The organism is Cellulosimicrobium sp. SJTW-1 (assembly GCF_047716875.1).
In the GTDB taxonomy this organism is placed as follows: Bacteria; Actinomycetota; Actinomycetes; order Actinomycetales; family Cellulomonadaceae; genus Cellulosimicrobium; species Cellulosimicrobium funkei.
The window spans coordinates 3258345-3282881 of record NZ_CP136680.1; the positions used below are offsets into that span (position 1 = coordinate 3258345).

The 24537-nt window shown below is 74.6% G+C and carries 20 protein-coding genes and 1 tRNA gene; 12 read left to right on the forward strand and 9 right to left on the reverse strand.

The window, feature by feature from the left end; translation table 11 throughout:
- Nucleotides 1-3: 3 nt before the first annotated feature.
- On the reverse strand, nucleotides 4-4203 hold the full coding sequence (locus RSE42_RS14665) for a LamG-like jellyroll fold domain-containing protein (protein WP_415296825.1): 4200 nt from the start codon (nucleotides 4201-4203) through the stop codon (nucleotides 4-6).
- Between the two features lie 337 nt (nucleotides 4204-4540).
- On the opposite strand from RSE42_RS14665, the gene RSE42_RS14670 reads away from it, so the two are divergent.
- Nucleotides 4541-5851: a UDP-glucose dehydrogenase family protein gene (locus RSE42_RS14670; protein ID WP_415296826.1), complete on the forward strand. Its 1311-nt coding sequence runs from the start codon at nucleotides 4541-4543 to the stop codon at nucleotides 5849-5851.
- A gap of 37 nt (nucleotides 5852-5888) precedes the next feature.
- On the opposite strand, the gene RSE42_RS14675 is transcribed toward RSE42_RS14670, so the two are convergent.
- The 5 genes from RSE42_RS14675 to RSE42_RS14695 form a co-directional block, all read right to left on the reverse strand.
- On the reverse strand, nucleotides 5889-6602 hold the full coding sequence (locus RSE42_RS14675) for a GOLPH3/VPS74 family protein (RefSeq protein WP_415296828.1): 714 nt from the start codon (nucleotides 6600-6602) through the stop codon (nucleotides 5889-5891).
- 68 nt (nucleotides 6603-6670) lie between these two features.
- A complete protein-coding gene (locus RSE42_RS14680) occupies nucleotides 6671-7315 on the reverse strand; it encodes an SIMPL domain-containing protein (protein ID WP_415296830.1) in 645 nt (214 codons plus the stop codon).
- Nucleotides 7316-7356: 41 nt separating this feature from the next.
- On the reverse strand, nucleotides 7357-8340 hold the full coding sequence (locus RSE42_RS14685) for a ribose-phosphate diphosphokinase (protein WP_024841193.1): 984 nt from the start codon (nucleotides 8338-8340) through the stop codon (nucleotides 7357-7359).
- A 68-nt stretch (nucleotides 8341-8408) separates the two neighbouring features.
- Nucleotides 8409-10088 carry a bifunctional UDP-N-acetylglucosamine diphosphorylase/glucosamine-1-phosphate N-acetyltransferase GlmU gene (glmU, locus tag RSE42_RS14690; protein ID WP_415296833.1) on the reverse strand — a complete coding sequence of 560 codons (1680 nt, stop codon included), beginning with the start codon at nucleotides 10086-10088 and terminating at the stop codon, nucleotides 8409-8411.
- 30 nt (nucleotides 10089-10118) lie between these two features.
- Nucleotides 10119-10190, reverse strand: a tRNA-Gln gene (locus tag RSE42_RS14695).
- A 317-nt stretch (nucleotides 10191-10507) separates the two neighbouring features.
- Between RSE42_RS14695 and RSE42_RS14700 the strand changes: the two genes are divergently transcribed.
- From RSE42_RS14700 to RSE42_RS14740, 9 genes are all read left to right on the forward strand, one after another.
- Complete coding sequence (locus RSE42_RS14700) at nucleotides 10508-11110, forward strand: TetR/AcrR family transcriptional regulator (RefSeq protein WP_031317332.1); 603 nt, start codon at nucleotides 10508-10510, stop codon at nucleotides 11108-11110.
- 88 nt (nucleotides 11111-11198) lie between these two features.
- On the forward strand, nucleotides 11199-11882 hold the full coding sequence (locus RSE42_RS14705; protein ID WP_211933006.1) for a hypothetical protein: 684 nt from the start codon (nucleotides 11199-11201) through the stop codon (nucleotides 11880-11882).
- A 104-nt stretch (nucleotides 11883-11986) separates the two neighbouring features.
- Nucleotides 11987-12949: an ABC transporter ATP-binding protein gene (locus RSE42_RS14710; protein WP_415296835.1), complete on the forward strand. Its 963-nt coding sequence runs from the start codon at nucleotides 11987-11989 to the stop codon at nucleotides 12947-12949.
- Nucleotides 12946-14154, forward strand: a complete 1209-nt coding sequence (locus RSE42_RS14715) for an ABC transporter permease (protein ID WP_021482857.1) — start codon at nucleotides 12946-12948, stop codon at nucleotides 14152-14154. Before RSE42_RS14710 ends, RSE42_RS14715 begins: the two co-directional genes overlap by 4 nt.
- Before the next feature lie 536 nt (nucleotides 14155-14690).
- Entirely contained in the window at nucleotides 14691-15191 is a 501-nt protein-coding gene (locus RSE42_RS14720; protein ID WP_021482856.1) for a MarR family winged helix-turn-helix transcriptional regulator, read from the forward strand.
- A 63-nt stretch (nucleotides 15192-15254) separates the two neighbouring features.
- The gene (locus RSE42_RS14725; protein WP_114553110.1) at nucleotides 15255-16583 is read left to right on the forward strand and encodes a CynX/NimT family MFS transporter; all 1329 of its coding nucleotides are present in this window, start codon (nucleotides 15255-15257) and stop codon (nucleotides 16581-16583) included.
- A 138-nt stretch (nucleotides 16584-16721) separates the two neighbouring features.
- Nucleotides 16722-17669 (forward strand): ATP-binding cassette domain-containing protein, encoded by a 948-nt coding sequence (locus tag RSE42_RS14730; RefSeq protein ID WP_415296837.1) that lies wholly within the window; start codon nucleotides 16722-16724, stop codon nucleotides 17667-17669.
- Nucleotides 17666-18487: an ABC transporter permease gene (locus RSE42_RS14735; protein ID WP_198163182.1), complete on the forward strand. Its 822-nt coding sequence runs from the start codon at nucleotides 17666-17668 to the stop codon at nucleotides 18485-18487. Before RSE42_RS14730 ends, RSE42_RS14735 begins: the two co-directional genes overlap by 4 nt.
- A 172-nt stretch (nucleotides 18488-18659) precedes the next feature.
- A complete protein-coding gene (locus tag RSE42_RS14740; protein WP_415296839.1) occupies nucleotides 18660-19676 on the forward strand; it encodes a TetR/AcrR family transcriptional regulator in 1017 nt (338 codons plus the stop codon).
- Between the two features lie 70 nt (nucleotides 19677-19746).
- On the opposite strand, the gene RSE42_RS14745 is transcribed toward RSE42_RS14740, so the two are convergent.
- Nucleotides 19747-20349 carry an NADPH-dependent F420 reductase gene (locus tag RSE42_RS14745; RefSeq protein ID WP_144723070.1) on the reverse strand — a complete coding sequence of 201 codons (603 nt, stop codon included), beginning with the start codon at nucleotides 20347-20349 and terminating at the stop codon, nucleotides 19747-19749.
- 119 nt (nucleotides 20350-20468) lie between these two features.
- Between RSE42_RS14745 and RSE42_RS14750 the strand changes: the two genes are divergently transcribed.
- A complete protein-coding gene (locus tag RSE42_RS14750) occupies nucleotides 20469-20954 on the forward strand; it encodes a MarR family winged helix-turn-helix transcriptional regulator (RefSeq protein WP_021483746.1) in 486 nt (161 codons plus the stop codon).
- 69 nt (nucleotides 20955-21023) lie between these two features.
- Here RSE42_RS14750 and RSE42_RS14755 read toward each other — a convergent pair whose 3' ends face one another.
- Both RSE42_RS14755 and RSE42_RS14760 read right to left on the reverse strand, forming a co-directional pair.
- The gene (locus RSE42_RS14755) at nucleotides 21024-21350 is read right to left on the reverse strand and encodes a hypothetical protein (protein WP_415296842.1); all 327 of its coding nucleotides are present in this window, start codon (nucleotides 21348-21350) and stop codon (nucleotides 21024-21026) included.
- Nucleotides 21347-23200, reverse strand: a complete 1854-nt coding sequence (locus tag RSE42_RS14760; RefSeq protein ID WP_415296843.1) for an ABC-F family ATP-binding cassette domain-containing protein — start codon at nucleotides 23198-23200, stop codon at nucleotides 21347-21349. Before RSE42_RS14760 ends, RSE42_RS14755 begins: the two co-directional genes overlap by 4 nt.
- Before the next feature lie 161 nt (nucleotides 23201-23361).
- Here RSE42_RS14760 and RSE42_RS14765 point away from each other — a divergent pair, with 161 nt between their 5' ends.
- Nucleotides 23362-24537 carry a WXG100 family type VII secretion target gene (locus RSE42_RS14765; RefSeq protein ID WP_034654669.1) on the forward strand — a complete coding sequence of 392 codons (1176 nt, stop codon included), beginning with the start codon at nucleotides 23362-23364 and terminating at the stop codon, nucleotides 24535-24537.

The window sequence follows — 24537 nt, forward strand, 5'->3', positions numbered from 1 at the left end:
GGGCTACCGCCCGGGCGCTGCGTAGAGCTGCGCCACCTCCGCCGCGCTCAAGGCGCGGGCGTAGAGCCGCACTCCGTCAAGACGGCCCTTCACCGGACGCATGCCGTCCGGCTCAGCGCCGATCCCCAGACGGAGCGCGTTGGTCCCGACGGCGGCCGGCCCCGCCTTCGAGGCCTGCTCGACGCCGTTCACGAAGATCCTCATCTGCGAGCCGTCGTAGGTGCCCACGAGGTGCACCCAGGTGCCGTCCGTCGGGTACGGCGACGTGGTGTCGACGCGATAGGTGTCCCCGGAGGACGCGTGGTTGAACCGGAGGAACGCCGTCCCTCCGTTCGCGAGGCCCAGCTCGTACCCGTCCGTCACGCCCTGCGCGGCCTTCTTGAGCACGTACTGGGTCGCCTTCTGCTCGGGACGGACCCAGGCAGAGACGGACATCGGTCCACTGAGGTCGAGGGCGGGGGTGTCCTCGACGCGCGCGAAGTCGTCGACACCGTCCAGCCCCAGCGCGGTGCCGCTGAGCCCCGCCGCCCACGTCGCACCCGAGCGCAGCGACGCCGTCGCACCGTTGGTCGTGCCGTCCACCGCCATGGTCCCCTGCCCCTCGTCGAAGCCCCACGCCGCGACCGCACCGACCGGGAGCGTCGGTCCCGGGTCGGGCGTCGGCGTCGGGTCGGGAGTCGGCGCCGGCGTCGGGTCGGGAGTCGGATCGGGCGTCGGCGTCGGCGCCGGCGTCGGCGTCGGCGTCGGCGTCGGGTCGGGAGTCGGCGCCGGCGTCGGGTCAGGCGTCGGCGCCGGCGTCGGGTCAGGCGTCGGCGTGGGCGAGGCGCTGCCTCCGGCGTAGAGCGCCGAGACCTCGGTTGCCGTGAGGGCGCGGTCGTAGAGCCGCACGGTGTCGACGGCGCCCTTGGTCGCGCGGGTGCCGTTGGGCTCGGCCCCGATGCCCAGCGGGAGCGAGTTCGTGCCGATGCTCGCCGGACCAGCCTTCGACGCCTGCTCGACCCCGTTCACGTAGATGCGCAGCCGCGTGCCGTCGTAGGTGCCCGCAAGATGCACCCAGGTCCCGTCCGTCGGGTACGAGGAGGTCGCGTCGACCCGGTACGAGTCACCCGAGGAGGCGTGGTTGAGCCGGAGGAACGGCCTGCCCCCGCTCGCGAGCCCGAGCTCGTAGCCGTCGGTCGTCCCCTGCGAAGCCTTCTTGACCACGTACTGCGTCGCGGTGTGCTCCGGTCGCACCCAGGCACTCACGGTCATCCCCGTCGTGAGGTCGAGCGCCGTGACGTCGGGGACGCGGACGTAGCCCGTCACGCCGTCGGACCGCACCGCGGTTCCGCTGCGACCGAGGACCCAGGTGGCCGCGCCGACCAGGGAGCCGCCGTTCGACCAGCCCGAGGCGTCCGCCGTCGCGAGCCCCTGGCCCTCGTCGAGGTCCCACGCTCCGACGAGCCCGTCCGGGGACGTCACCGCCACCCGGACCGTCGCCGGCGCGGACCGTTGCCCACCGGCACCGACTCGGAACGTGAAGGAGTCCGTGCCGGGCGAGGCGCCCGGCGTGTAGGTGAACGCGCCCGTCGTCGGGCTGGTCAGCACGACCGTCCCGCGGCCGGGTGGGGTGACGATCTGGAACTGCGGCGTCGCGCCCTGCGGGACCGTGGCCGCGAGCGTGCCCGAGACCGGCCGACCGAGCGTCGTCGTCACAGCACCGTCCCGCGCGACGGGGGCAGGCGTGGGCTGCGTGGAACCGCCCTGGAAGAGCGTCGTGACCTCGCTCGCCGACAACGCACGGTCGTAGAGGCGTACGCCGTCGATCGCGCCCTTCATCGGTCGGAACCCGGTGGGCTCGGCGCCGATGCCCAGCGGCGACGAGTTCGCGACGACTGTCGCCGGACCCGCCTTCGACCCCTGCTCCACGCCGTTCACGTAGATCCGCATGCGCGTCCCGTCGTACGTGCCGACGAGCTGCGTCCAGGTGCCGTCCGTGGGGTAGGACGAGGTCGCGTCGACGCGGAACGTGTCGCCTGAGGACGCCTGGTTCAGGCGCAGGAACGGCGTGCCGCCGGACGAGAGGCCGAGCTCATAGCCGTCCGTCTCCCCCTGCGCAGCCTTCTTCACCACGTACTGCGTCGCCCGCTGCTCCGGCCGGATCCAGGCGACGACCGTCAGCCGGGACGTCAGGTCGAGCGCGGCGGAGTCGGGCACCCGCACATGGCCCGTGCTCCCGTCCGAGCGCACGGCCGAACCCGTCACCCCGGGCACCCAGGTGGTCGCACCCACGAGCGCACCCGTGCCGCCCCAGCCGGACGCGTCGACGGTGACGAGGCCCTGCCCCTCGTCGAGGTTCCACGCCCCGACGAGCCCGTCAGCCGTGGACACGCGCACCGTCACCGTCGCGGGCTGGGACCAGACCCCGTCGCGCCCCGCGCGGAAGGTGAACGAGTCGACCCCCGTGCTCGTGCCGGCCCGATAGGTGAACGCACCGGTCGAGGGGTCGAACGCGGTGAGCGTCCCGGTCGCTGGAGCGGACACGATCTCGTAGGTCGTGGGCGCGTCGGCAGGTCCGTCCGCGCGGAGCGTCCCCGACACGGAGGCGCCGGCGGTCGTCGAGACGGTCGCGTCGAGCGCCGTCGGGGCGCCCGGGGGCGTCCAGGCGAGCCGCGCCGCTTGCGCCGTCGACGACGAGGACGCCATCACGAGCACCTCGCCCGGGACGTTCGACTTCGTCGCCGTCGCGTTGTTCCAGGCGCCCGCGAGCAAGGTCTCGGCCGGGCCGCTGAAGTCGGGCGACGTGCGCGAGGTCTCCTTCACGAGGATGTCGTCGAGCTCGGTGCTGCGCGTGTACACGACCCGCAGCCGATCGGTGACGTCGTCGATGAGGACGATCCCTCGCGTCCCGATGCGGTCGACCTCGCGCAGCGGGTCCCAGGTGCCGTCCGGGTGCCGCACCAGCAGGCCGATCACCGGCAGGTCTGACGAGTCGTACGACGTCTTGACCGCCGCGTACAGCGTGCCGTCGTCCGCGAGCGCCAGGTTGAGGTGGTCGTCCGCCATGCCGTCGCCGACGTTCAGCGCGGAGCCGGCGGCCGGCACCTCGTCCGCAGTCCACGTCGACGGGGACGAACCGTCCATGTGCGTGCGGAAGCCGAACCGTTCGGTGTTCTGGTTCGACCACAGGACGCCGATCCTGCCGCCCCGCATCGCGGTGACGACGGCGATGTCGTCGTCGGTGATCCCCGACGCGACCGTGACGGGGGCCGAGAACGAGGAGTACGGGGCGTCGCTCCAGCGCACCTGGACCTGGCTCGCGGTGTCCCAGGCGACCCACATGCGACCGGTCGAGTCGATGTCGATCGTCGCAGTCTCGCTCCCCGGCAAGGAGACCGCGGTCGCCCCGGCGCGCGAGGTCCACGGGACGTACGTGTTCGACTGCGCGTCGCGCTGGATCGAGACGAGGGTCGTCGTCGGTCCGTGGAGCAGCACGTGCGCCACGTCCCCGACGGTCTTGACGTCCGCGCGCACGTCCGTGCGCTCGGAGATCCGCGTGACGTTCGTCCAGGTCTTCGCGGCGGCGTCGTACCGCCAGACCCACGTGCCCGCGGGCGAGGTGCTCGCCGACGCGAGCACCGCCCACCACGTCCCGCCCGCGGACCACAGCTTGGACTGAGGCTTCTCGCCTGTGTTCCCCGTCAGGGGGATGCCGGTGGACGTGATCGCCGTCGCGGCGGGCTCCTGCAGGAGCGTCGCGTCCGCCGGAGCGGGCGGCTGCCACGACAGCGTCAGCAGACCGGGTTCGGACGAGGCCGCGGTGACCTCGACGAGGTACTCCTCCCCCGCGGTCGCGTCGAACGTGACCGACGAGGTGCGGACGTCGCCCTCGTCATCGTTCACCGCGACAGGGGCGTTCTTCGCCGAGCGCGGATAGACGGTGAGCACGGTGTCGAGCTCGCTGCCGTGCGTCGAGAAGGTGATCGGGCCGCTCGTCGGTGCCGTCCAGCGCCACCACATCGACGCGGCGGACGCGTCCGGTCCCTCGGGGCCGGACTGGCCGGGAGCGAAGTTCGCCGTGACCTCCTGGCCGACGGCACCACCGATCGCGACGCTCTCCGCCGCGGTGTCCCCGACGACGTCGGTGAGCTGCGAGGTGCCGGCGCCACGGGGGGTCCCGGGCAGCGCCGCCCCGACGCCCACGAGCGCGAGCGCACCCGCCACAACAGTGGCCGTCGCGACGAACCAGCGCCGACGCGTGACCTCAGACGGCCGGGGTTCCGGTGTGCTGTGCGGCATGAGGGCGTCCTGCTTCTCGCGTGCTCGTCGAGACTGCGACGACACCGCGTGACCGCCACCCCCCGCGTGCACCCTCAGCCGCATCGAACCATCCGCGGAGACCGGAGGGCGACCTCCGGCCCGGAAGTTCACCCGCCGCGTCACCGCACCGCGACCGGTTGGCCCCCTGTGTCCGTCATTTCACCCTCACGAGCCGGTCGAGCGCGGGCACGTGCGGAGTAGCGTTGCTCGACACCCGGACCGACTCCCACGGAGGACCTCGATGCACATCTCGGTGGTCGGCTGCGGGTACCTCGGTGCCGTGCACGCGGCAAGCATGGCGTCGCTCGGTCACGAGGTCGTGGGCGTGGACGTCGACGCCGACAAGGTCCAGGCGCTCACCGCAGGCCGGGCGCCGTTCTTCGAGCCAGGCCTCCCAGAGCTCCTCGAGCAGGAGGTGGGGGGCGGCCGTCTGTCCTTCACGTCGGACGTGTCGCGTGCGGCCGGGGCCCGGGTCCACTTCCTCTGCGTCGGCACGCCGCAGCGGCAGGGCGAGTACGCCGCCGACCTGCGCTACGTCGACGCCGCGATCGAGTCGCTCCTGCCGCACCTGGCCCCCGGGGACCTGGTGGTCGGCAAGTCCACCGTCCCCGTAGGGACCGCCGCGCGGCTCGCAGCACGCGTGCGCGCGGTCCAGCCGACGGCACGCCTGGTGTGGAACCCGGAGTTCCTGCGCGAGGGCCACGCCGTGCAGGACACCCTCCACCCGGACCGTCTCGTGTACGGGGTCGGACCGGAGGACGACGGCACCGCGGAGAGCGTGCTCGACGAGGTCTACGCAGCCGTCCTCGCGGACGGCACCCCGAAGGTCGTCACCGACTTCGCGACGGCCGAGCTCGTCAAGGTCGCGGCGAACTCGTTCCTCGCGACGAAGATCTCGTTCATCAACGCGATGGCAGAGCTGTGCGAGGCGACCGGGGGCGACGTCACGGTCCTCGCGGACGCGATCGGGCACGACGCTCGCATCGGGCGCAGCTTCCTCAACGCCGGGCTCGGGTTCGGTGGAGGCTGCCTGCCCAAGGACATCCGCGCGTTCATGGCCCGCGCGGGCGAGCTGGGTGTCGACCAGGCGCTGTCCTTCCTCCGGGAGGTCGACTCCATCAACATGCGGCGGCGCGTGCGGATGGTCGACCTGGCGCGCGAGGTGTGCGGCGGGTCGGTCGTGGGCCGCAACGTGGCCGTCCTCGGTGCCGCCTTCAAGCCCGACAGCGACGACACGCGGGACTCGCCCGCGCTCAACGTCGCGATGCAGATGCACCTACAGGGCGCGCACGTGGTCGTCACCGACCCCCGCGCCGTGGAGAACGCACGACGCACCGCGCCGGAGCTCAAGTTCGCGGCGACCGTCGAGGAAGCTGCGCAGGAGGCCGACGTGGTCGTGCTGCTCACGGAGTGGCGCAAGTACCGGGACATCGACCCCCGCGCTCTCGGCGAGCATGTCGCGCACCGGCGCGTGCTGGACGGTCGCAACGCGCTCGACCCGGCGGTCTGGCGCGACGCGGGGTGGACGTACCGCGCTCTCGGCCGGCCCTGACGCCCGGGCTGCGGGAGCGGTCGGACGACCGCGCTGCTCAGCCGGTCGCCGCCGTCGTCGTCGCGACGGCCGCCCCGACGAGGATCACCGCGGTGACCTCCTCGACGTACGCCCGCACGGCCTCGCTCGCCCAGCTCTCGCGCGCGATCTCGCGCGCCCGGGCGTCGACGTCGCGACGCCCCGCGGCGGTGCGTCCGGGCCCGCCGTCGGCGTCGCTGCCGCCGCTCGCGAGCACCCGGCCCGCCTGGCCCGTCGCGGCGAGCAGCGCGACGATCGCCGCCGCGCGCGCGTCCGGCACCTGCCCCTCGACGAGGACGCGTTGCAGGTCGGCCCGCACCGCGTCCTCGTGGCGGGAGTCCGCCGCGGGGAAGCGCGTCGTCGGGAAGATGCCGAGCACGCGGCCCTCCTCGCGCCGCAGGACGCCGCGCTCCGCGAGCGCCGCGACCGCGCGGGCGGCGGGCCGGAGCCTGGCGATCGGCGCGACGAGCGCCTTCGGCGTGGAACCCTCGCGCGCCCGCACGACGTCGAGCGCCTCGTCGAGCAGCGCGTTGCCGGTCGGGGACGCGTCCCGCACGACGATGCGGCCCACCCGGCCGCCGTCGCCGTCGCCCGCGAGGTCGGCCCGGCCGAGCAGCGCGAGCTCGACGAGCAGCGCGCCCGCGGCGACCTGCTCGCGGTACGAGGCGTCGACGACGGCCTTCCCGGTCACGTCGTCGAGCGTGAGCAGCAGGTAGTCCTCGAGGATGAGCATGCGTCCACGCTAGGACCGGGCGGCGGGGCCGGGCACCTGCCGTTTGTCACCGGTGCCCGGTGCAGGTCTCACGCCGTCGGCGACGCCGGGCCCCGGTCCGCCGGGTCGGCGAGCTCCCACCGGACGGTGACGGTCGCGCGGACTTCCTGGCTGCCCGGCTCGACGACGAGCGCGTCGCTCGTCGCCTTCGCCGCGAGGACGCGCGCCACCGGGCCGGGCGCGCCGTCGTCCTCCCGGATCTCGACGACCGGACCGAGCGAGCGTCCCGCGAGGCGGGCGTACTGCTCGGCGCGGGCGCGGGCGTTGGCGAACGCGGCCTCGCGCGCCGCGGCCGCGAGCGGGCCGGGGTCCCCCACGGCGAGGCTGGTCGAGTCGAGCCGGCCCACCGGGCCGGCGGCGTCGAGCGCGGCGCGCACGACCTCGCCGCTCGCCCCCACGTCGCGCAGCGTCGCGCGCAGCGTGAGGCGCGCGGTCGTGCGGGGGCCGTCCTCGCGCTGCTCGGTCCACGTGGACGTCTGCGACGTGCGCAGGTCGGACGGCGCCACGCCGTGCGCGACGAGCGCGTCCCGCGCCGCGGCGAGCCCGGCGTTGGCGCGGTCGAGCGCGTCCTGGACGCCGGGCGCGCTCGCCTCGGCGCCGAGCTCGACGACGGCGACGTCCGGCGTGGCCGTCACCGCTCCCTGACCGGTGGTCGTCACCCCAGAGCCGTTCATGGCCGCCATGCTCGCACGGACCGTACAGCCCCGCCGCTGCGTCAGCTGTTGCCGTCGAAGAGCGAGGTGACCGAGCCGTCGTCGAACACCTCGCGGATCGCGCGCGCGATGAGCGGCGCGATGGAGAGCACCGTGAGCTGCGGGAACTGCTTCTCGGCCGCGATGGGCAGCGTGTCCGTGATGACGACCTCGCTCGCCCCGCACTCGGACAGGCGCTGGGCCGCCGGGTCGGACAGCACGCCGTGCGTCGCGGCCACGATGACCGACCGCGCGCCCGCGGCGAGGATGACGCGCACGGCCTCGGCGATCGTGCCGCCGGTGTCGATGAGGTCGTCGACGAGCACGCAGTCGCGGCCCTCGACGTCACCCACGACGCGGTTCGCGACGGCCTGGTTCGGGCGCGTGACGTCGCGCGTCTTGTGGACGAACGCGAGCGGCCCGCCGCCGAGCTTCGCGGCCCACTGCTCGGCGACGCGGATGCGGCCCGCGTCGGGCGAGACGACCGTGACGTTCGACGTGTCGACGCGCGAGCGCACGTAGTCGGTGAGGATCGGCATCGCCCACAGGTGGTCGACCGGCCCGTCGAAGAAGCCCTGCGTCTGCGCGGCGTGCAGGTCGACGCTCATGAGACGGTCGGCGCCCGCGGCGGTGAACAGGTCGGACATGAGGCGCGCCGAGATCGGCTCGCGACCGCGGTGCTTCTTGTCCTGGCGGGCGTACCCGTAGAACGGCTGCACGACCGTGATCGTGCGGGCCGAGGCGCGCTTCGCGGCGTCGACCATGAGCAGCTGCTCCATGATCCACTGGTTGATCGGCGCCGTGTGGCTCTGGAGGATGAAGACGTCCGAGCCGCGCACCGACTCGCCGAACCGGACGTAGATCTCGCCGTTCGCGAAGTCGTACGCGGTCGTGGGCAGCAGGTCGATGCCCAGCTCCCGCGCGACGTCGTTGGCCAGCTCGGGGTGCGCGCGCCCCGAGGCGAGGACGAGGGACTTCTCCCCGTTGCCGGCGATCGTGCTGCTCATACCAGTGGGTTCCTTCGGTGGGGTTTCCGGGTGCGGGGGTAGGTCTGAGGTCGGCTGGCCGGTCGCGGTCAGTCTGTCGTGGTGGCGGGACGACCGCCACGCAGCGCCTCGAGCGTGTGCTCGAGCTCGGGCGCGGGCGGCGGCGGGGTGGGGCGGTCGGCCGTCGCGGCGGCGCTCTGGTCCGCGAGCTGGGCCTGCGCCTGCGCCCCGAGCGGGGGCGCCTCCGGGTCCGCGGCGCGCGCGGCGGCCGCGGCCTCGGCGGCGGGCGTGCCGGCGCGACGGCGCTCGACCCAGCCCTCGATGTTGCGCTGCTGGCCACCGCTCACGCCGAGCGCGCCCGCGGGCACGTCGCGGCGGATGACGGACCCGGCGGCCGTGTACGCGCCGTCGCCGACGCTCACGGGCGCGACGAACATGTTGTCCGCGCCGGTGCGGGCGTGCGAGCCGATGACGGTGCGGTGCTTGTGCACGCCGTCGTAGTTGACCGTGACCGACGCGGCGCCGATGTTCGTGTGGTCGCCGATGGTCGCGTCGCCGACGTAGGACAGGTGCGGGATCTTCGACCCCTCGCCGATCTCCGCGTTCTTCGTCTCGACGAACGTGCCGATCTTGCCCTGCGCACCGAGCACGGTGCCGGGCCGCAGGTACGCGAACGGTCCGACGGACGTCCCCGCGCCCAGGACCGCGAGCGAGCCGTGCGTGCGGGTCACCGTCGCGCCGGCGCCGACCTCGGTGTCGGTGAGCGTGGTGTCCGGGCCGACCGTCGCGCCCTCGGCGACGACCGTCGCGCCGTGGAGCTGCGTCCCCGGGAGCAGCGTCACGTCGCGCGCGAGCTCGACGTCGACGTCGACCCACGTCGTGGCCGGGTCGACGACCGTCACGCCCGCGCGCATCCAGTCCTCGAGGATCCGGCGGTTGAGCTCGGCGCGCAGCGTCGCGAGCTGCACGCGGTCGTTGACGCCCTCGACGACCGTCGGGTCGTCCGAGACGAGCGCCCGCACGACGCCGCCCTCGGCGCGCGCCGCGGCGACGACGTCCGTCAGGTAGACCTCGCCCTGCGCGTTGTCGCGACCGAGCGTGCCGAGCCCGCGTCGCAGGACGGCGGCGTCGAAGACGTAGATCGACGCGTTGATCTCGCGGATCGCGAGCTCGTCGACCGACGCGTCCTTGTGCTCGACGATCCGCAGGACGTCGCCGGTCGACTCGTCGCGCACGACGCGGCCGTAGCCCGTCGCGTCGTCGAGCTGCGTCGTCAGCATCGTCACGGCGTTGCCGTCGGCGACGTGCGCCGCGAGGAGCTGGGCGAGGGTGTCGCCGTCGAGCAGCGGGGTGTCGCCCGCCGTGACGACCACGGGGCCCTCGAGGCCGTCGCCGACGCCGCGCCCCTCCTCGCCGTCGGGCACGCCGTGGACGAGCGCCTGCGCGTGCGCCTTCGCGTCGAGCGCGACGAGCGCGCACTGCACGGCGCGGCCCGTCCCCGGGATCTCGTCCTGGTCCACGACGACCGCGTCCGGGTCGACCGACACCGCGTGCTCGGCGACGCGGTCGCGCTCGTGCCGCACGACGACGGCGAGCAGGGCCGGGTCGAGCGAGCGCGCCGCGACGAGCACGTGCCCGAGCAGGCTGCGGCCCGCGAGCGTGTGCAGCATCTTGGGGGTGGACGACTTCATCCGCGTGCCCTCGCCTGCGGCGAGGACGATCACGGCAGCGGGGGCGACGGTGGTGTCGGTGCCCTGCTGAGCTTCCATGGGTGTTCCCCTCGGGATCGGTGGCACGAGCTCCGCCCCCAGGACTCGAACCTGGACCAAGGGCACCAAAAACCCTTGTGCTGCCGATTACACCAAGGCGGACCGGACCCGGCGACGCCGTGCTCTCACGCGCTCGGCACGTGCTCGCCACCTGCCCGTCGCCGCGCCCCCGGTTCGACCCGGGCCGCGGCGGGCGGGCCGGGTCCGGGAACAGTCTGCCAGGTCGGTCCCCGTGCCCGACGCCGCGCGTGCCCGTCTCGCCCCATCCGCACCGGACGCGGGGCGTGGCCCGCACCACACCCGTGCGCGCGCCCGCCCGACGACGCCCGCGCCGGCGGGCGCGGACCCTCCGGCTGCGGCGAGCGCCCGCACGGCATGATGGACCCGTGGCCGACTCCAGACGCACCCCCCGATCCCGCATGACCGCGAGCCAGCGGCGCGAGCAGCTGCTCGCCGTCAGCCGCAAGCTGTTCGCCGAGAAGGGGTTCGAGGGGACGAGCGTCGAGGAGATCGCCGCGCGCGCCGAGGTGTCCAAGCCCGTCGTGTACGAGCACTTCGGCGGCAAGGAGGGCATCTACGCGGTCGTCGTGGACCGCGAGGTCCAGGCGCTCACCGCGGCGCTGTCGGGCGCGCTCGACGAGGGCGGCCACCCGAAGGTGCTGCTGGAGCGGACCGCGCTCGCGCTCCTGTCCTACATCGAGGCGTCCGAGGACGGCTTCCGGATCCTCGTGCGCGACTCCCCCGTCGCGCAGGCCACGGGCACCTTCTCGAGCCTCATCGGCGACGTCGCGACGCAGGTCGAGCACCTCCTGGCGCACCAGTTCCGCACGCGCGGCCTCGACCCGAAGGTCGCGCCCATCTACGCGCAGATGCTCGTCGGCATGGTCGCCCTCACCGGTCAGTACTGGCTCGACGCGCGCTCCCCCAAGAAGACGGAGGTCGCGGCGCACCTCGTCAACCTCGCCTGGAACGGCCTCGCGGACATGGAGAAGCGGCCGCACCTCATCACCACGAGATCCTGACGCAGATCCGCTCCCCGAACCCGCGTCATGACAGCGGGGTCAGCCCGTCTCTCTGGCGGCAGAGCAGAACGACGAAGCGGGGCAGCGGATGCACGGGCACGACCGGTCGGCCGACCAGGAGTACGGCGACCCACGGGACGAGATCCGTCCCACGGTCTGGGGGTACGTGACCTGGACGACCGCACGGTGTCTGCAGGGCGACGTCCCGGGCGCGCCCGCGCGCGTCGTCCAGCGCACCGACGTGCTGGTCCCGGGCCTCACGCCCTACGAGCTCGACCGGGTGCGCCGGCACGCGGAGTGGCGCGCGTCGGTCGACGTGGTGCGGGTCGGTCTCGTCGCGGGCGTGACGACCGCGCTCGCCGCCCTGGTCGCCGGGCGGAACCTCGCGACGCCCGAGACCCTGCTCCTCGCCGCCGTCCTCGGCCTCGTGGCCGCGCTCCTCACCGTCGTGCTCCTGCACGTGACGGGCCCGCGCCTCACGCGGGTCGAGCGTCGCGCGCTGCGCCGGGCCGTGGAGATCCGGCGCGTGCGCGTCGCGCCCCCGACGTCGGCCGTGATGCGCGTGCTCGTCGCGATGAGCGCCGTCGAGTCGGTGTCCGGTCGGCTCGACGAGCAGGACGCCGCGCTCGCCCGCGAGCTGCTCTGGGTCTCGCTCGACGCCGTCCGGCGCGACGACGCCGCAGCCGTCGACGAGGCGACCGGGACGATGCTGCGCCTCGCCGTGCGGGCCGCGCGGACGCTGCCCACGGTGCGCGACGAGCACCTCGGCTGACCGGCGGGCCCGACGTCGGCAGGGGCGCACCCCCTGCTTCCGCACGGCCAGGACGTGACATCTGTCCCGTGCCGCGCGCGTTCGCGCGTGGTTGTGTGGAGCGCATGGCGACACTCGAGATCGACTCGCTGACCAAGTCCTACGGCGACGTGCGCGCCCTGCGCGGCACGTCGTTCGACGTCCGCGCCGGGGAGATCTTCGGCTTCGTCGGCTCCAACGGCGCCGGGAAGACGACGACGATGCGCATCGTCCTCGGCGTCCTCGCCGCCGACGGCGGCGAGGTCCGGTGGGAAGGCCGGCCCCTCGACCTGGCCGCCCGCCGCCGCATCGGCTACATGCCGGAGGAGCGCGGCCTCTACCCCCGCATGAACGTCGGCGAGCAGCTCGTCTACCTCGCCCGGCTGCACGGGCTGTCCGCCGCGGCGGCGAAGGACGCGATGGAGCGCTGGACCACGACGCTCGGCGTCGAGGCGCGCCGCGGCGACGAGGTGCAGAAGCTCTCGCTCGGCAACCAGCAGCGCGTCCAGCTCGCCGCCGCGCTCACCCACGACCCCGAGCTGCTCGTGCTCGACGAGCCGTTCAGCGGGCTCGACCCCGTCGCCGTCGACGTCATGAGCGGAGTCCTGCGCGACCGCGCCCAGGCAGGCGTGCCCGTCGTGTTCTCGTCGCACCAGCTCGACCTCGTGGAACGGCTGTGCGACCGCGTCGGCATCATCAAGGACGGCGCGATGGTGGAGGTCGGCACGATCGACGAGCTCCGTCGCACCGAGCAGGAGCGCTGGGTCGTGGACGGCCCGCCCGGCGCCACGTGGATCGGCGCCGTGCCCGACGCGCGGGCCGTCAGCCTGGAGGGGTCGCGCACCGTCGTCGAGCTCGTGCCCGGTGGGTCGACCGGCGACGGGACCGGGGGGCGCGAGCAGGCCGTGCTGCGCGCGGCGCTCGCCGCCGGGCCCGTGCACGAGTTCGCGCTCGTCCGGCCGTCGCTCACCGAGCTGTACCGCGACGTCGTGAGCGCCGAGGAGAAGCCGGCCGCGACGGCCGCCGAGACCGTGGAGGTGGGGGCATGAGCACGGGGACCTCGTTGACGTCCTGGGGCGCGATCCGCCTCGTCGCGGGCCGCGAGATCATGACGCGGCTGCGCTCCAAGTCGTTCGTGTGGCTGACCGTGATCCTCGTCGGCGCCGTCGTGCTCGGCGGGGTCGTGCTCAACCTCGCGAACGGGTCGGGCCCGAGCGCCGAGCGCGTGGGGGTCACGCCGCAGACCGCCGCGCTCGCCGAGGCGATCGAGACCACGGGGAGCACGCTCGGGACCGACGTCGAGACCGTCGACGTCGCGGACGACGCCGCGGGCGAGGCCCAGGTGCGCGACGGCGACCTCGACGCCCTCGTCACGGGGAGCGTCGGCTCCCCCACGGTCGTCGTCGACACCGAGCTGTCGTCGGGCCTCACCGCGGTCTTCACGACGCTCGCCCAGCAGACCGCGCTGTCCGACGCCGTCGCGAGCCTCGGGGGCGACCCCGCCCAGGTCGCGGGCGACGTCGCGACCGCCGCGCCGGACGTGCGCACCATCGGCGAGCCCAGCGAGTTCGACCCCGCGCGCTACGTCACCGGCCTGGTCACCGGCATCCTGCTCTTCATGGCCATCATGATCAGCGGCCAGCTCATCGCGCAGGGCGTCGTCGAGGAGAAGACGAGCCGCGTCGTCGAGCTCCTGCTCTCGACCGTGCGACCGTGGCAGCTCATGGCGGGCAAGGTGCTCGGCATCGGCCTCGTCGGGCTCGGGCAGGTCGCGCTCGTCGTGCTCGCGGGCGTCGGGACCGCGCTCGGCCTCGGCCTCGTCGACACCTCGACGATCGACCTCGGGACCGCCGCGGCCTGGGCGCTCGTGTGGTTCGTCGTCGGCTTCGTCAGCTACGCGCTGCTCATGGCCGGCCTCGGCGCGCTGGTGTCGCGCCAGGAGGACGTCGGCGCGGTCACCACGCCCGTCACGTTCCTCATGATCGTGCCGTACATCGTGGGCGTCTCCGTCGCGCCGTGGGCGCCGGACAACCCGCTCGTCGTCTGGCTGTCGTACGTGCCGCTGTGCTCGCCGCTGCTCATGCCGGTCCGCATCGCGCTCGGCAGCGCCGAGACGTGGGAGGCCCTCGTCGCGCTCGGCCTCTCCGTCGCCGTGATCCCCCTCCTCGTGTGGCTCGCGGCGAAGATCTACTCCAACGCCGTCCTGCGCACCGGCGCCCGCGTCAAGCTCACGGACGCCCTGCGCACGTCCTGACGGCGGGGCACGGCCCCGCCCCGCCGAGGTAGAGGCGTGGTCCGCCGAGATAGAGGCGTGGTTCGCCGAGATAGAGGACGGGTCGGGCGAGATCGAGCCCGGGTTCGGCGAGGTAGAGCCCGGGTTCGGCGAGGTAGAGGCCAGGCCCGGTGGTCGACGACGGTGGGTCGCCCCACCCTGTGCTCATGTCGCCCTGGTAGGTGCGCGCCCAGGCACGGCCCGCACGACCACGCCTCTACCTCGGCGGACAGCGGCTCTACCCCGCGGGACCACGGCTCTACCCCGCGGGACCACGGCTCTACCCCGCGGGACCACGGCTCTACCCCGCGGGACCACGGCTCTACCCCGCGGGACCACGGCTCTACCCCGCGGACCACGGCTCTACCTCGTGGGACCATGGCTCTACCTCGCGGGGCCAGGGCTCTACCTCGCGGTGGCGGGGCTCTACCTCGCGGTGGCGGGTCTTGCGGCGCGCCGCGACGACCGGCGAGCCGTCAAGAGTCTTGACGTCGAGACACGTCGAGTACCCTCGCGTCATGGACCAGCAGCACGAGGACGAGGTCGACCGCATCGTCGCGGCGTGGCAGCGCGAGCGGCCGGACCTCGACGTCGAGCCGCTCACCGTGTTCTCCCGGGTCGACCGGCTCGCCCGGCACCTGGACCGGGCGCGGCGCACGGCGTTCGCGCGCGGGCACCTAGAGACGTGGGAGTTCGACGTCCTGTCCGCGCTGCGCCGCGCGGGCGAGCCGTACCGCCTCTCCCCCGGGGCGCTCGTCACCCAGACGCTCGTCACGAGCGGGACGATGACGAACCGCATCGACCGGCTCGAGGAGCGCGGGCTCGTCGTGCGCCGCCGCTCGCCCGACGACCGGCGCGGCGTGCTCGTCGAGCTCACGCCCGAGGGCCTGGAGCGCGTGGACACGGCGATGACCGACCTCCTCGCCGTCGAGGCCCGCATCCTCGACGCGCTCGAGCCGGGCGAGCGACCTGCGCTCGCGGCGCTCCTGCGTACAGTCGGAGGACAGTTCGACGACTGACCGACGGCCCGGACGACCGGGCGGGCGTCGCCGCACGCGCCCGCACCCGGAGGTCCCCGCCCGATGCCGTCGTCACGGCCGCCCCGCCCGAGCACGTTCCGCGGCGGGATCGACGGGGTCCTGCTCGTCGCCGTGCTGCTCGTGGCCGTCAACCTGCGGGCGCCGCTCACGGCGCTCCCGCCCGTCGTCGCGGACGTCGCGGCCGACCTCGACCTCACCGCCGCCGCGGCGGGCCTGCTCACCGGCATCCCGGTGCTGTGCTTCGCGCTCGCGACGCCCGCCGTCGCGGGCCTGCTCGGGCGGTCGTCGCTCCGGACGGCGATCGCCGTCGCGCTCACGCTGATCGTCGCGGGGACGGTCCTGCGCTCGGCGGACCTCGCGGCGCTCGGCGCGGCCGGGACGTTCGCGGGCACGGTGCTCCTCGGGCTGGGCATCACGACGGCGAACCTCGCGGTGCCGATGATCGCCCAGCGCGACTTCCCCGGCCACGTCGCGACGGTGACGGGCCTGTACACGGCGGCGATCAACGTCGGCACCGTCGCGACGACGGCGCTCACCGCGCCGCTGGCGGACGCCGTCGGGTGGCGCTGGGCGCTCGCGTCGTGGTCGGTGCTCGCGGTCGTCGCGCTCGTGTGGTGGCTGCGCGCGGTGCCGCGCGAGGCGCGCGAGCCCCGGGACGTGCCGGCGGAGACCGTGCCCGGCCCGGCGGCATCGGAGACGGAGGCCAGGGCGGCCGGGGAAGCGGCCGAGGCGGACGCGCTGGCGGCGTCCGCGGCGGAGGGCGTCACGGGCACCGACCCGACGACGGCCCGCGAGCGCCACGTGCTCGCGACGCCGTTCACGTGGTGGCTGTGCGCGATGTTCGCGCTCCAGTCGTCGAGCTTCTACGCGCTCACGGCGTGGCTGCCGCTCGTCCTGGAGGACCTCGCAGGCATCCCGCGCTCCGCGTCGGGCGGTGCGGCGTCGCTGTTCCAGGGCTTCGCGATCGTCGGCGGTCTCGCGGTGCCGCTCGCCGCGCGCCGCCTCAGCCTGCGGCAGACGTTCGTCGGGATCGCGGTGCTGTGGCTGACGCTGCCGGTGGGCCTGCTCGTCGCGCCGGGGCTCTGGGCGGTGTGGGCGTCCGCGGCGGGCGTCGCCCAGGCGGCGAACTTCGTCGTGATCTTCACGCTCGTCGCCCAGCGGTACCCGACGGTCCGGCGCGGCCGGCAGGCGTCGGCGACGGTGCAGTCCGTCGGGTACTGCCTGGCCGCCGTCGCGCCCACCGCGGCCGGGGCCCTGCAGACGGCGACGGGGACGTGGACGGCGCCGGTCGCCGTCGTGCTGGGCGCGCTCGTGGTGATGACCGGGATCGGGCTGGTCCTCACCGGCGCGCCCCGTCGCCGCACGGGCTGAGCGGCAGCCCCTCCCTCGTGGAGCACCTCCTCGACCCTTGACCCCCTCTCGCGCGGGTGTTTATGGTGTACACACAGTTTATGGCGCACACAGGCAGTGTGCGCCGCACACGAACGGCCGACGGAGAAGGAGAAGGCGATGAGCGGACCGATGATCGCCGCGCAGGGGCTGGAGAAGTCCTACGGCGACCACGCCGTGCTGCGCGGCGTCGACCTGACCGTGCGCCGCGGCGAGATCTTCGCGCTGCTGGGGCCCAACGGCGCAGGCAAGACGACGACCGTCAACATCCTCACGACCCTCGTCCGGCCCGACGGCGGCACGGCCCGCGTCGCGGGCGCCGACGTCGTGCACGACGCCGCCCGGGTGCGCGAGACCATCGCGCTCACGGGCCAGTACGCGTCGGTGGACGAGTTCCAGACGGGCCGCGAGAACCTCGTGATGATGGGCGAGCTCGCGCACCTCCCCCGCCGGGCGGTGCGCCCGCGCGCCGCCGCGCTGCTCGAGCGCTTCGACCTCACCGACGCCGCGGACCGGCGGGTCGGGACCTACTCGGGCGGCATGCGCCGCCGCCTCGACCTCGCGATCAGCCTCGTGGCCGACCCGGCGGTGCTCGTGCTCGACGAGCCGACGACGGGCCTCGACCCGGCGTCGCGCGCGCAGCTCTGGGAGGTCGTGCGGGGCCTCGCCGCCGACGGGACGACCGTCCTGCTGACGACCCAGTACCTGGAGGAGGCCGACCGCCTGGCCGACACGATCGCCGTCCTGCACGACGGCCGCGTCGCGGCGCGGGGGACGGCCGCCGAGCTCAAGGCGCTCGTCGCGGGCGACCACGTGCGCGTGGCGTTCGACGACCCGGAGAGCCTGGCCGCCGCCGTCGGGCTCGCGCCCTCGATCGGGCTGGTCCGCCCGACGGCCGACGCGAAGGACCTCTCCCTCACCGCACCGAGCGCCGACCCCGTCCGCACCATCCGCGACGTGCTCGCGGCCGCCGACGCCCACGCGCTCGCGGTCGTGGGGGTCAGCGTCGTGCGGCCCACGCTCGACGACGTGTTCCTCGCCCTGACCCGGAAGGAGGGCGCCCGATGAGCGCCGCACCCACGACCACCCTGCCCCGGCCGTCCCGCACCACGCGGCCGCGCGTGCGGCAGACCCCGGCCACCGCGGCGCGCGACGTCCGCACGATGGTCGGCCGCGAGACCCGCCGCCAGCTGCGCAGCGTCGACGGGCTCGTCACGGCCTTCGCGCTGCCCGTGATGATCATGCTCGTCTTCGTCGTCATCTTCGGCGGGGCGATCGGCGGGGACGACTACATCGACTACGTCGTGCCCGGCGTGCTCGTGATGTGCCTGGGGTTCGGCTCGGCGACGGCCGCGGTCGGTGTCGCGCAGGACATGACGTCCGGCACGATCGACCGGTTCAAGACCCTGCCGATCTTCGGGCCGTCCGCGCTGTGGGGGCACGTCGTGGCGAGCGTCGTGCGCAACCTCGCGTCCGCCGTCGTCGTCGTGGGGGTCGCCCTCGCGCTCGGCTTCCGGCCCGACGCCGGGCCCGCCGACTGGGCGGGGCTCGTCGCCTTCGCCGTCCTCGCCGTGCTGACGTTCACGTGGCTGAGCGTGGCGCTCGGCCTCGTGCTGAGCGTCGAGGCGTCGCAGTCGGTGAACTTCCTCTTCCTGTTCGTGCCCTACCTCAGCTCGGGGTTCGTCCCGATCGACACCATGCCGTCGTGGCTGCACGGGTTCGCCGAGAACCAGCCGTTCACGCCGGTCATCGAGACGTTCCGCGGGCTTCTCGCGGGCGCACCCGACGCGTCGACGGCCCTGACCGCCGTCGCGTGGCTCGCCGGCTTCCTCGTCGCGAGCTGCACCGCCGGCTCCCTGCTCTACCGCCGACGGACGGCCCGCTGACCCCCTCCGGCCCCTCTCCCCCACCCCCCCCCCCCCCCCCCGCGCGGCCGAGCAGGTGGTCCTGGTGCGTCCTGCCGACCGGACGCACCAGGACCACCTGCTCGCGCCACCGGGAGGGCCTGCTCGGCACGGCTGCGACCCACGTCCGGGCGCCGTCGGGGAGGATGAAGCCATGACGGACGCACCCGACCTCCCGCCCCGGCTCGCGCTCGCGTGGGGCGTGGCCGAACGCCCCGAGCGCGCGCCGAAGCGCGAGCTGAGCATCGAGCGGATCGTCGACGCGGCCATCGAGCTCGCCGACGCCGACGGGCTCGGGGCCGTGTCCATGGCGAAGGTGGCGCAGAGCCTCGGCTTCACGACGATGTCGCTCTACCGGTACGTCACGAGCAAGGACGACCTGCTGCTCCTCATGCAGGAGGCCGCCCTCGACGTCGAGTACCCGCCCGCGCACGAGCCCGCCGACTGGCGCGCCGAGCTGCGCGAGTGGGCGCAGTTCACGATGGCGGTGTTCGCGTCGCACCCGTGGTTCCTCGACATCCCCGTGACCGGCGCGCCGCTCACGCCGAACAACCTGCGCGGCGCGGACGCCGGGCTGCGCGCGCTGCGGTCCACGCCGCTCGACGACGAGGAGAAGATGTCCGTCATCCTCCTCGTCAGCGGGTACGCCCGGAACGCTGCGCGGCTGCAGACCGACCTCGCGCGCGCCGTCGCGGCGGCCGGGGGCGACGAGGCGGTCCAGGGCGGCGCGTGGGCCGACGCGCTGCGCGGGCTCGTGGACGAGGTGCGGTTCCCCTACCTGCGCCCGCTCGTCGAGGCCGGCACGTACGCGGGCGAGGGCGACATCGACGACACCGCGTGGGGTCTGGAGCGGGTGCTCGACGGGATCGCCGTCTACGTCGACGCGCGGGCCGCCGGGGCGCCCGGCGCGGGCCGCGCGCCCGGGCGGCAGCCCGCCACGGTCGCGGAGCCCGCACCGGCGACGGACCCGCGCGACGCCGTCGCGCCCGTGGAGGTCGCGGTGCACGTCAAGGACGCGCGGGTCAAGAAGGCGACGCTGCGGCGGCGCGACGCGGAGCGGCGCGTGCGCGAGGCCCAGAAGAAGGTGCGCGAGCTGGAGAAGGCCCTGCGGGACGCCCAGAAGGCGGAGCACGAGGCGGCCCGCGCGGCCGTCGAGAAGGCGCGCGGCTGACGCACCGCGCACGACGGCGGCCGGTCACCCCCCGGGGTGGCCGGCCGCCGTCGTGCGTGAGCGGGCAGGGTCACTCGGCGAGCGCGAAGCCCGTCGTCCAGGAGGTCTTCTCCCCCGCCGCGAGCGTGAGCTGCAGGAAGCCGAGGGCCTCGAGCTCGTGCGCGCGCTTCAGCGAGCCGGCGTCGACGACGCGGACCCCGGACACGGCGCCCGCGAGGGCGGCCTTCGCGTCGGCGTCGTCGCCCGCGACGAGGACCGTCGTCGGGAGCGGCCCGACCTGGCCGGTGGCGAGCGTCGCCGCGAAGTTCGTGTTGAACGCCTTGAGGACGCGCGCGCCCGGGACGCGCTCCTGGATCTGCGCCGCGGCCGACGAGCCGTCGGGCACGACGAGGGAGTCGAACGTCGCGAAGTCGAGCGGGTTGGTGATGTCGACGAGCACCTTGCCGTCGAGGCGGCCCTCGTAGGCGCCGAGGACGTCGTCGAGCGCCCCGTACGGGAGCGCGAGCACGACGACGTCGCCCGTGATCTCGTCGCCGACGGTGCCCGCCGTGACGCGCGGGTCGACCTCGGTGGCCTCACGGGTCAGGACCTGCACCTGGCTGCCCGCGGCGAGCGCGAGACCGGCGATCGCCGAGCCCATGTTCCCGGCGCCGACGATGGTGATGCTGCTCATGGTGGCTTCCCTTCCTCCGCCGGCCCGACGGTCGGCTATTAGTTGTTGCTACAACTAACACGGTACGCCGCTAAAGTTGTACCGTCAACTATGCGGATCGCCGCACCGGAGGAGGCACGATGACGACGGAACCCCGCTGGCTCGACGACCAGCAGCTCGACGCGTGGAAGCGGCTCGTGGCGGTCGTGGAGCTGCTGCCGGGCGTCCTCGACTCCCAGCTCCGGCGCGACGCCGACCTCAGCCACTTCGAGTACTACGTGCTCGCGATGCTCTCCGAGGCGCCGCGGCGCACGCTGCGCATGACCGACCTCGCGGGCGCCACCAACGCCACGCTCCCCCGGCTCTCCCACGTCGTCGCGCGCCTCGAGAAGCGCGGCCTGGTCGAGCGCGTGCCGTGCCCCGAGGACCGCCGCGCGACGAACGCGCACCTCACCGACGCCGGCTGGGAGAAGGTCGTCGCGACCGCGCCCGGGCACGTCGGGACGGTGCGCGACCACGTGATCGACGCGCTCACCGACGAGCAGGTCGAGCAGCTGGACGCCATCGCGGGCGCCATCCTCGAGCGCGTCGACCCCGACGACCGCATGGGCTTCCTGCGGCGCTGAGCCGCACACCCGCGCCCGGCTGGGCCCCGGCGACACGCCCCGGGCGTCCGGACCCGGGTCCCCGCGGGGTCAGCGGGTCCGCACGGGCCCCGCGAGGACGAGCCGCTCGCCCGGCGCGAGCGCGCCGAGCGCGACGAGCGGGTCGTCGACCGCGAGCTCGACCCGCCCGGGCAGGGCGGCGAGCACGTCGTCCCACTCCGGGGCGGCGTCGTCCACCTCGACGCTGTGCCCGTTCACGAGGTCGAACGACACGTAGAGCGCGGTGCCGCCCGGGGCGCCGAGCGCGAACGCGGTGACGCGGCGCACGTCCGCCCACGGCGCGAGGACGCCGCCCTGCCCGTCGTCGACCTCGACGCCCCGCGCGGACACCGCGACGCGCATCCGGTCGGCCGTCACCCGGCGACCTCGGCCGCCTCGAGCCACGCCGCCTCGAGCTCGTCCTTCTCCGCCGCGAGGGTGCGCAGCTCGGCGTCGAGCTCCGCGACCGCCGCGAAGTCGGTCGCGTTCGCCGCGATCTTCTCGTGCAGCCGGACCTCGGCCTCCGCGATCTTGCTCAGGCGCCGCTCGATGCGGTTGATCTCCTTCTTCGCCGCCCGCACCTCGGCCGCGCTCGGGCCCGGGGCTGCCACGGCCGGCCCCGCGTCCGGTGTCGCGTCGGCGCCGCCCGTGGGCGCGAACCCGGTCGACGCCGCGCCCGCGCCCGCGAGCGCCGCGCGCCGCAGCTCGAGGTACTGCTCGACGCCGCCCGGCAGGTCGCGCACCTGGCCGTCGCCGAGCAGCGCGACCTGGCGGTCCGCGACGCGCTCCAGCAGGTAGCGGTCGTGCGAGACGACGATCAGGGTCCCGGGCCAGCCGTCGAGCAGGTCCTCGAGCGCGGCGAGCGTGTCGGTGTCGAGGTCGTTCGTCGGCTCGTCGAGCAGGAGCACGTTGGGCTCGGCGACGAGCAGGCGCAGGAGCTGGAGGCGGCGCCGCTCGCCGCCCGAGAGGTCGCGCACGAGCGTCTGCGACCGCTCGCGCGTGAAGCCGAGCCGCTCGACGAGCTGGGACGCCGAGAGCTCCTTGCCGTCGACGACGACCGAGCGCTTCTCGTCCTCGATCACCTGGATCACGCGCGCGCCGGCGATGTCGTCGAGCTCGCCGACGTCCTGCGACAGCTCCGCGACGTGGACGGTCTTGCCGCGCTTGACCCGCCCGGAGTCGGGCTCGCGCCGCCCGGCGAGGAGCGCGAGGAGCGTCGTCTTCCCGGCGCCGTTGACCCCGACGACCCCGTACCGGTCGCCGGGCCCCAGGCGCCACGTGACGTCGTCGAGCAGCACGCGCTCGCCCTGACCGTCCTGGCGCGGCACCGCGACCGTCACGTCCTCGAGGTCGAGCACGTCCTTGCCGAGCCGCTTCGTCGCGGTGCGCGTGAGCTCGAGCGTGTCGCGCGGCGGCGGGACGTCGGCGATGAGCGCGGCGGCGGCGTCGAGCCGGAACTTGGGCTTGGACGTGCGCGCGGGCGCGCCGCGCCGGAGCCACGCGAGCTCCTTGCGCAGCAGGTTGTCGCGCTTCTCCGCCGCGACGGCCGCGGTGCGCTGGCGCTCTGCGCGCGCGAGCACGTACGCCGCGTACCCGCCCTCGTAGCCCTCGACCTGGCCCGAGCCGTCGCCCCGCACCTCCCACATGCGCGAGCACACGGCGTCGAGGAACCAGCGGTCGTGCGTGACGACCACGAGGGCGCCCTTCGCGCCCGGGCGGGCGAAGCGGTCGCCGAGGTGCGCGGCGAGCCACGCGACGCCCTCGACGTCGAGGTGGTTCGTGGGCTCGTCGAGGAACAGCACGTCGTGGTCGGCGACGAGGAGGGCGGCGAGCGCGACGCGCCGCCGCTGCCCGCCGGACAGCGTGTCCGCCGGGGCGTCGAGGTCGAGGTCGCCCAGCAGCCCCGCGTGGACGGTGCGGATGCTCGCGTCCGACGCCCAGGCGTGGGTCGCGGCGTCGCCGTGCACGAGGTCGCGGATCGTCGCGCCGGTGCCGACGTCGTCGCGCTGGTCGAGCAGGCCCACCCGCAGGCCGCCCACGCGGGTGACGCGGCCGCCGTCGGGCTGCTGCGTGCCCGCGAGGAGGCGCAGGAGCGTGGTCTTGCCGGCCCCGTTGGGGCCGACGATGCCGACGCGGTCGCCGTCGTCCAGGCCGAGCGAGACGTCGTCGAGCAGGGTGCGGGTGCCGACGGTCAGCGAGATGCCGTCGGCGCCGAGGAGATGAGCCACACCGTCGAGCGTAGCGACCTCGGCGGCGTCCTCGTGCAGGGCGCCGGGCGCTCAGCCCGACCGCGCGTCTCGGCCCGATGGGGACTCCTCCCCCTTGCGCCGGGCCGCGCCATGACGAAGGGTGACCGTGACAACCGTCCCCCTGCCAGCAGAGGTTCACCATGTCCTTCTACGGTGCCGACGTCGCCGCGCTGCGCGGGCTCGCCGACACGTTCCAGGGCGAGTCCGCGAAGCTCGAGGCGACGACCTCGGCGCTGCGCGCCGCCGTCACGTCGACCCCGTGGGCAGGTCCGGACGCCGAGGCGCTGCGGGCACGGTGGCACGGCGAGATGGAGGCGGCGCTGCGAGCGGCGTCGACCCTGCTCGACGACGGCGCGCAGAAGCTCCGCGTGCAGGCCGAGCAACAGGACAGCGCGAGCGCCGTCGACGGCGGCGGGAGCAGTGGCGGCGGTGCTGGCGGCGGCGGCGGTGGCGGCGGGATCCCTGGTCTGCCGGGCGATCGCACCCTGCCCGACCTGCCGCCGATGACCGAGCAGCAGGAGCCGCCGACGATCGTCGCGACGGAGCACGTGACGTACGAGCAGGGCATCGGGGCCGGCCCGGGGGAAGGGAGCGCCGGGTTCGAGTACCGCATCGACGAGCTCTCCGACGGGACGTTCCGGGTCACCCAGCTCGCCGGGGGCAGCCTGGGGGTCGGAGAGGGCACCCCGACCCCCTACGTCGAGGGGCACGTGAACGAGCACGGCGTCAACCTCGGCGCGCAGGCGGGCGCCTCGGGCGGGGCGGTGCTGAACGTCGGGAGCGAGTACACCTTCGCGAGCCAGGAGGAGGTCGACGCCTTCCTCGCTTACCAGCAGCGCCAGACGATGCACTACATGGGGCCGGAGCTCGGGTCGTACGTGCCGCCGAGGCCCGACGCCACGATCGTCGAGGCGGGCGCCTACGCGACCGGGTCCGCCGGGGGTGCGGTCGTCCCGCTCGCCGGAGGCAGGGCCGAGGTCGAGGTCGAGGGCCTGGTCGGCACCCGAGTGGACAACAACACGGGCACCACGACGGTCTACGTCCGCGGCGACGCCGGCGCAGGCATCGAGGGCACGGGGATCGTCCCGGGCAGCACGGACCTCGGCGGGCCCGGCGTGTACGCGATCACGTACGACGCGAGCGGCAACGTCGTGCCCAACCCGCCGAGCTCGCTCATCACGACGCCCCCCGGCGGGACGGTCGTGAAGGAGCAGGGTGCCGGGTTCTCCGCCGGGACGCCGCTGCCCGTGGTCGGCGGCGGGAGCGTCTCGGTCGGAGGGTCGCGCACCCGCACCGAGTACCCCGAGCAGGGCTGA

Excerpts from the sequence above, each read along its gene's own strand:
- RSE42_RS14745 (WP_144723070.1), bottom strand. The coding sequence starts at position 20,349 with ATGAGCAGCATCACCATCGTCGGCGCCGGGAACATGGGCTCGGCGATC.
- RSE42_RS14765 (WP_034654669.1), top strand. The coding sequence starts at position 23,362 with ATGTCCTTCTACGGTGCCGACGTCGCCGCGCTGCGCGGGCTCGCCGAC.
- RSE42_RS14700 (WP_031317332.1), top strand. The coding sequence starts at position 10,508 with ATGACCGCGAGCCAGCGGCGCGAGCAGCTGCTCGCCGTCAGCCGCAAG.
- RSE42_RS14720 (WP_021482856.1), top strand. The coding sequence starts at position 14,691 with ATGGACCAGCAGCACGAGGACGAGGTCGACCGCATCGTCGCGGCGTGG.
- RSE42_RS14715 (WP_021482857.1), top strand. The coding sequence starts at position 12,946 with ATGAGCACGGGGACCTCGTTGACGTCCTGGGGCGCGATCCGCCTCGTC.
- RSE42_RS14685 (WP_024841193.1), bottom strand. The coding sequence starts at position 8,340 with ATGAGCAGCACGATCGCCGGCAACGGGGAGAAGTCCCTCGTCCTCGCC.
- RSE42_RS14710 (WP_415296835.1), top strand. The coding sequence starts at position 11,987 with ATGGCGACACTCGAGATCGACTCGCTGACCAAGTCCTACGGCGACGTG.
- RSE42_RS14735 (WP_198163182.1), top strand. The coding sequence starts at position 17,666 with ATGAGCGCCGCACCCACGACCACCCTGCCCCGGCCGTCCCGCACCACG.
- RSE42_RS14705 (WP_211933006.1), top strand. The coding sequence starts at position 11,199 with ATGCACGGGCACGACCGGTCGGCCGACCAGGAGTACGGCGACCCACGG.
- RSE42_RS14725 (WP_114553110.1), top strand. The coding sequence starts at position 15,255 with ATGCCGTCGTCACGGCCGCCCCGCCCGAGCACGTTCCGCGGCGGGATC.
- RSE42_RS14670 (WP_415296826.1), top strand. The coding sequence starts at position 4,541 with ATGCACATCTCGGTGGTCGGCTGCGGGTACCTCGGTGCCGTGCACGCG.
- RSE42_RS14740 (WP_415296839.1), top strand. The coding sequence starts at position 18,660 with ATGACGGACGCACCCGACCTCCCGCCCCGGCTCGCGCTCGCGTGGGGC.
- RSE42_RS14680 (WP_415296830.1), bottom strand. The coding sequence starts at position 7,315 with ATGAACGGCTCTGGGGTGACGACCACCGGTCAGGGAGCGGTGACGGCC.
- glmU (WP_415296833.1), bottom strand. The coding sequence starts at position 10,088 with ATGGAAGCTCAGCAGGGCACCGACACCACCGTCGCCCCCGCTGCCGTG.
- RSE42_RS14675 (WP_415296828.1), bottom strand. The coding sequence starts at position 6,602 with ATGCTCATCCTCGAGGACTACCTGCTGCTCACGCTCGACGACGTGACC.
- RSE42_RS14730 (WP_415296837.1), top strand. The coding sequence starts at position 16,722 with ATGAGCGGACCGATGATCGCCGCGCAGGGGCTGGAGAAGTCCTACGGC.
- RSE42_RS14750 (WP_021483746.1), top strand. The coding sequence starts at position 20,469 with ATGACGACGGAACCCCGCTGGCTCGACGACCAGCAGCTCGACGCGTGG.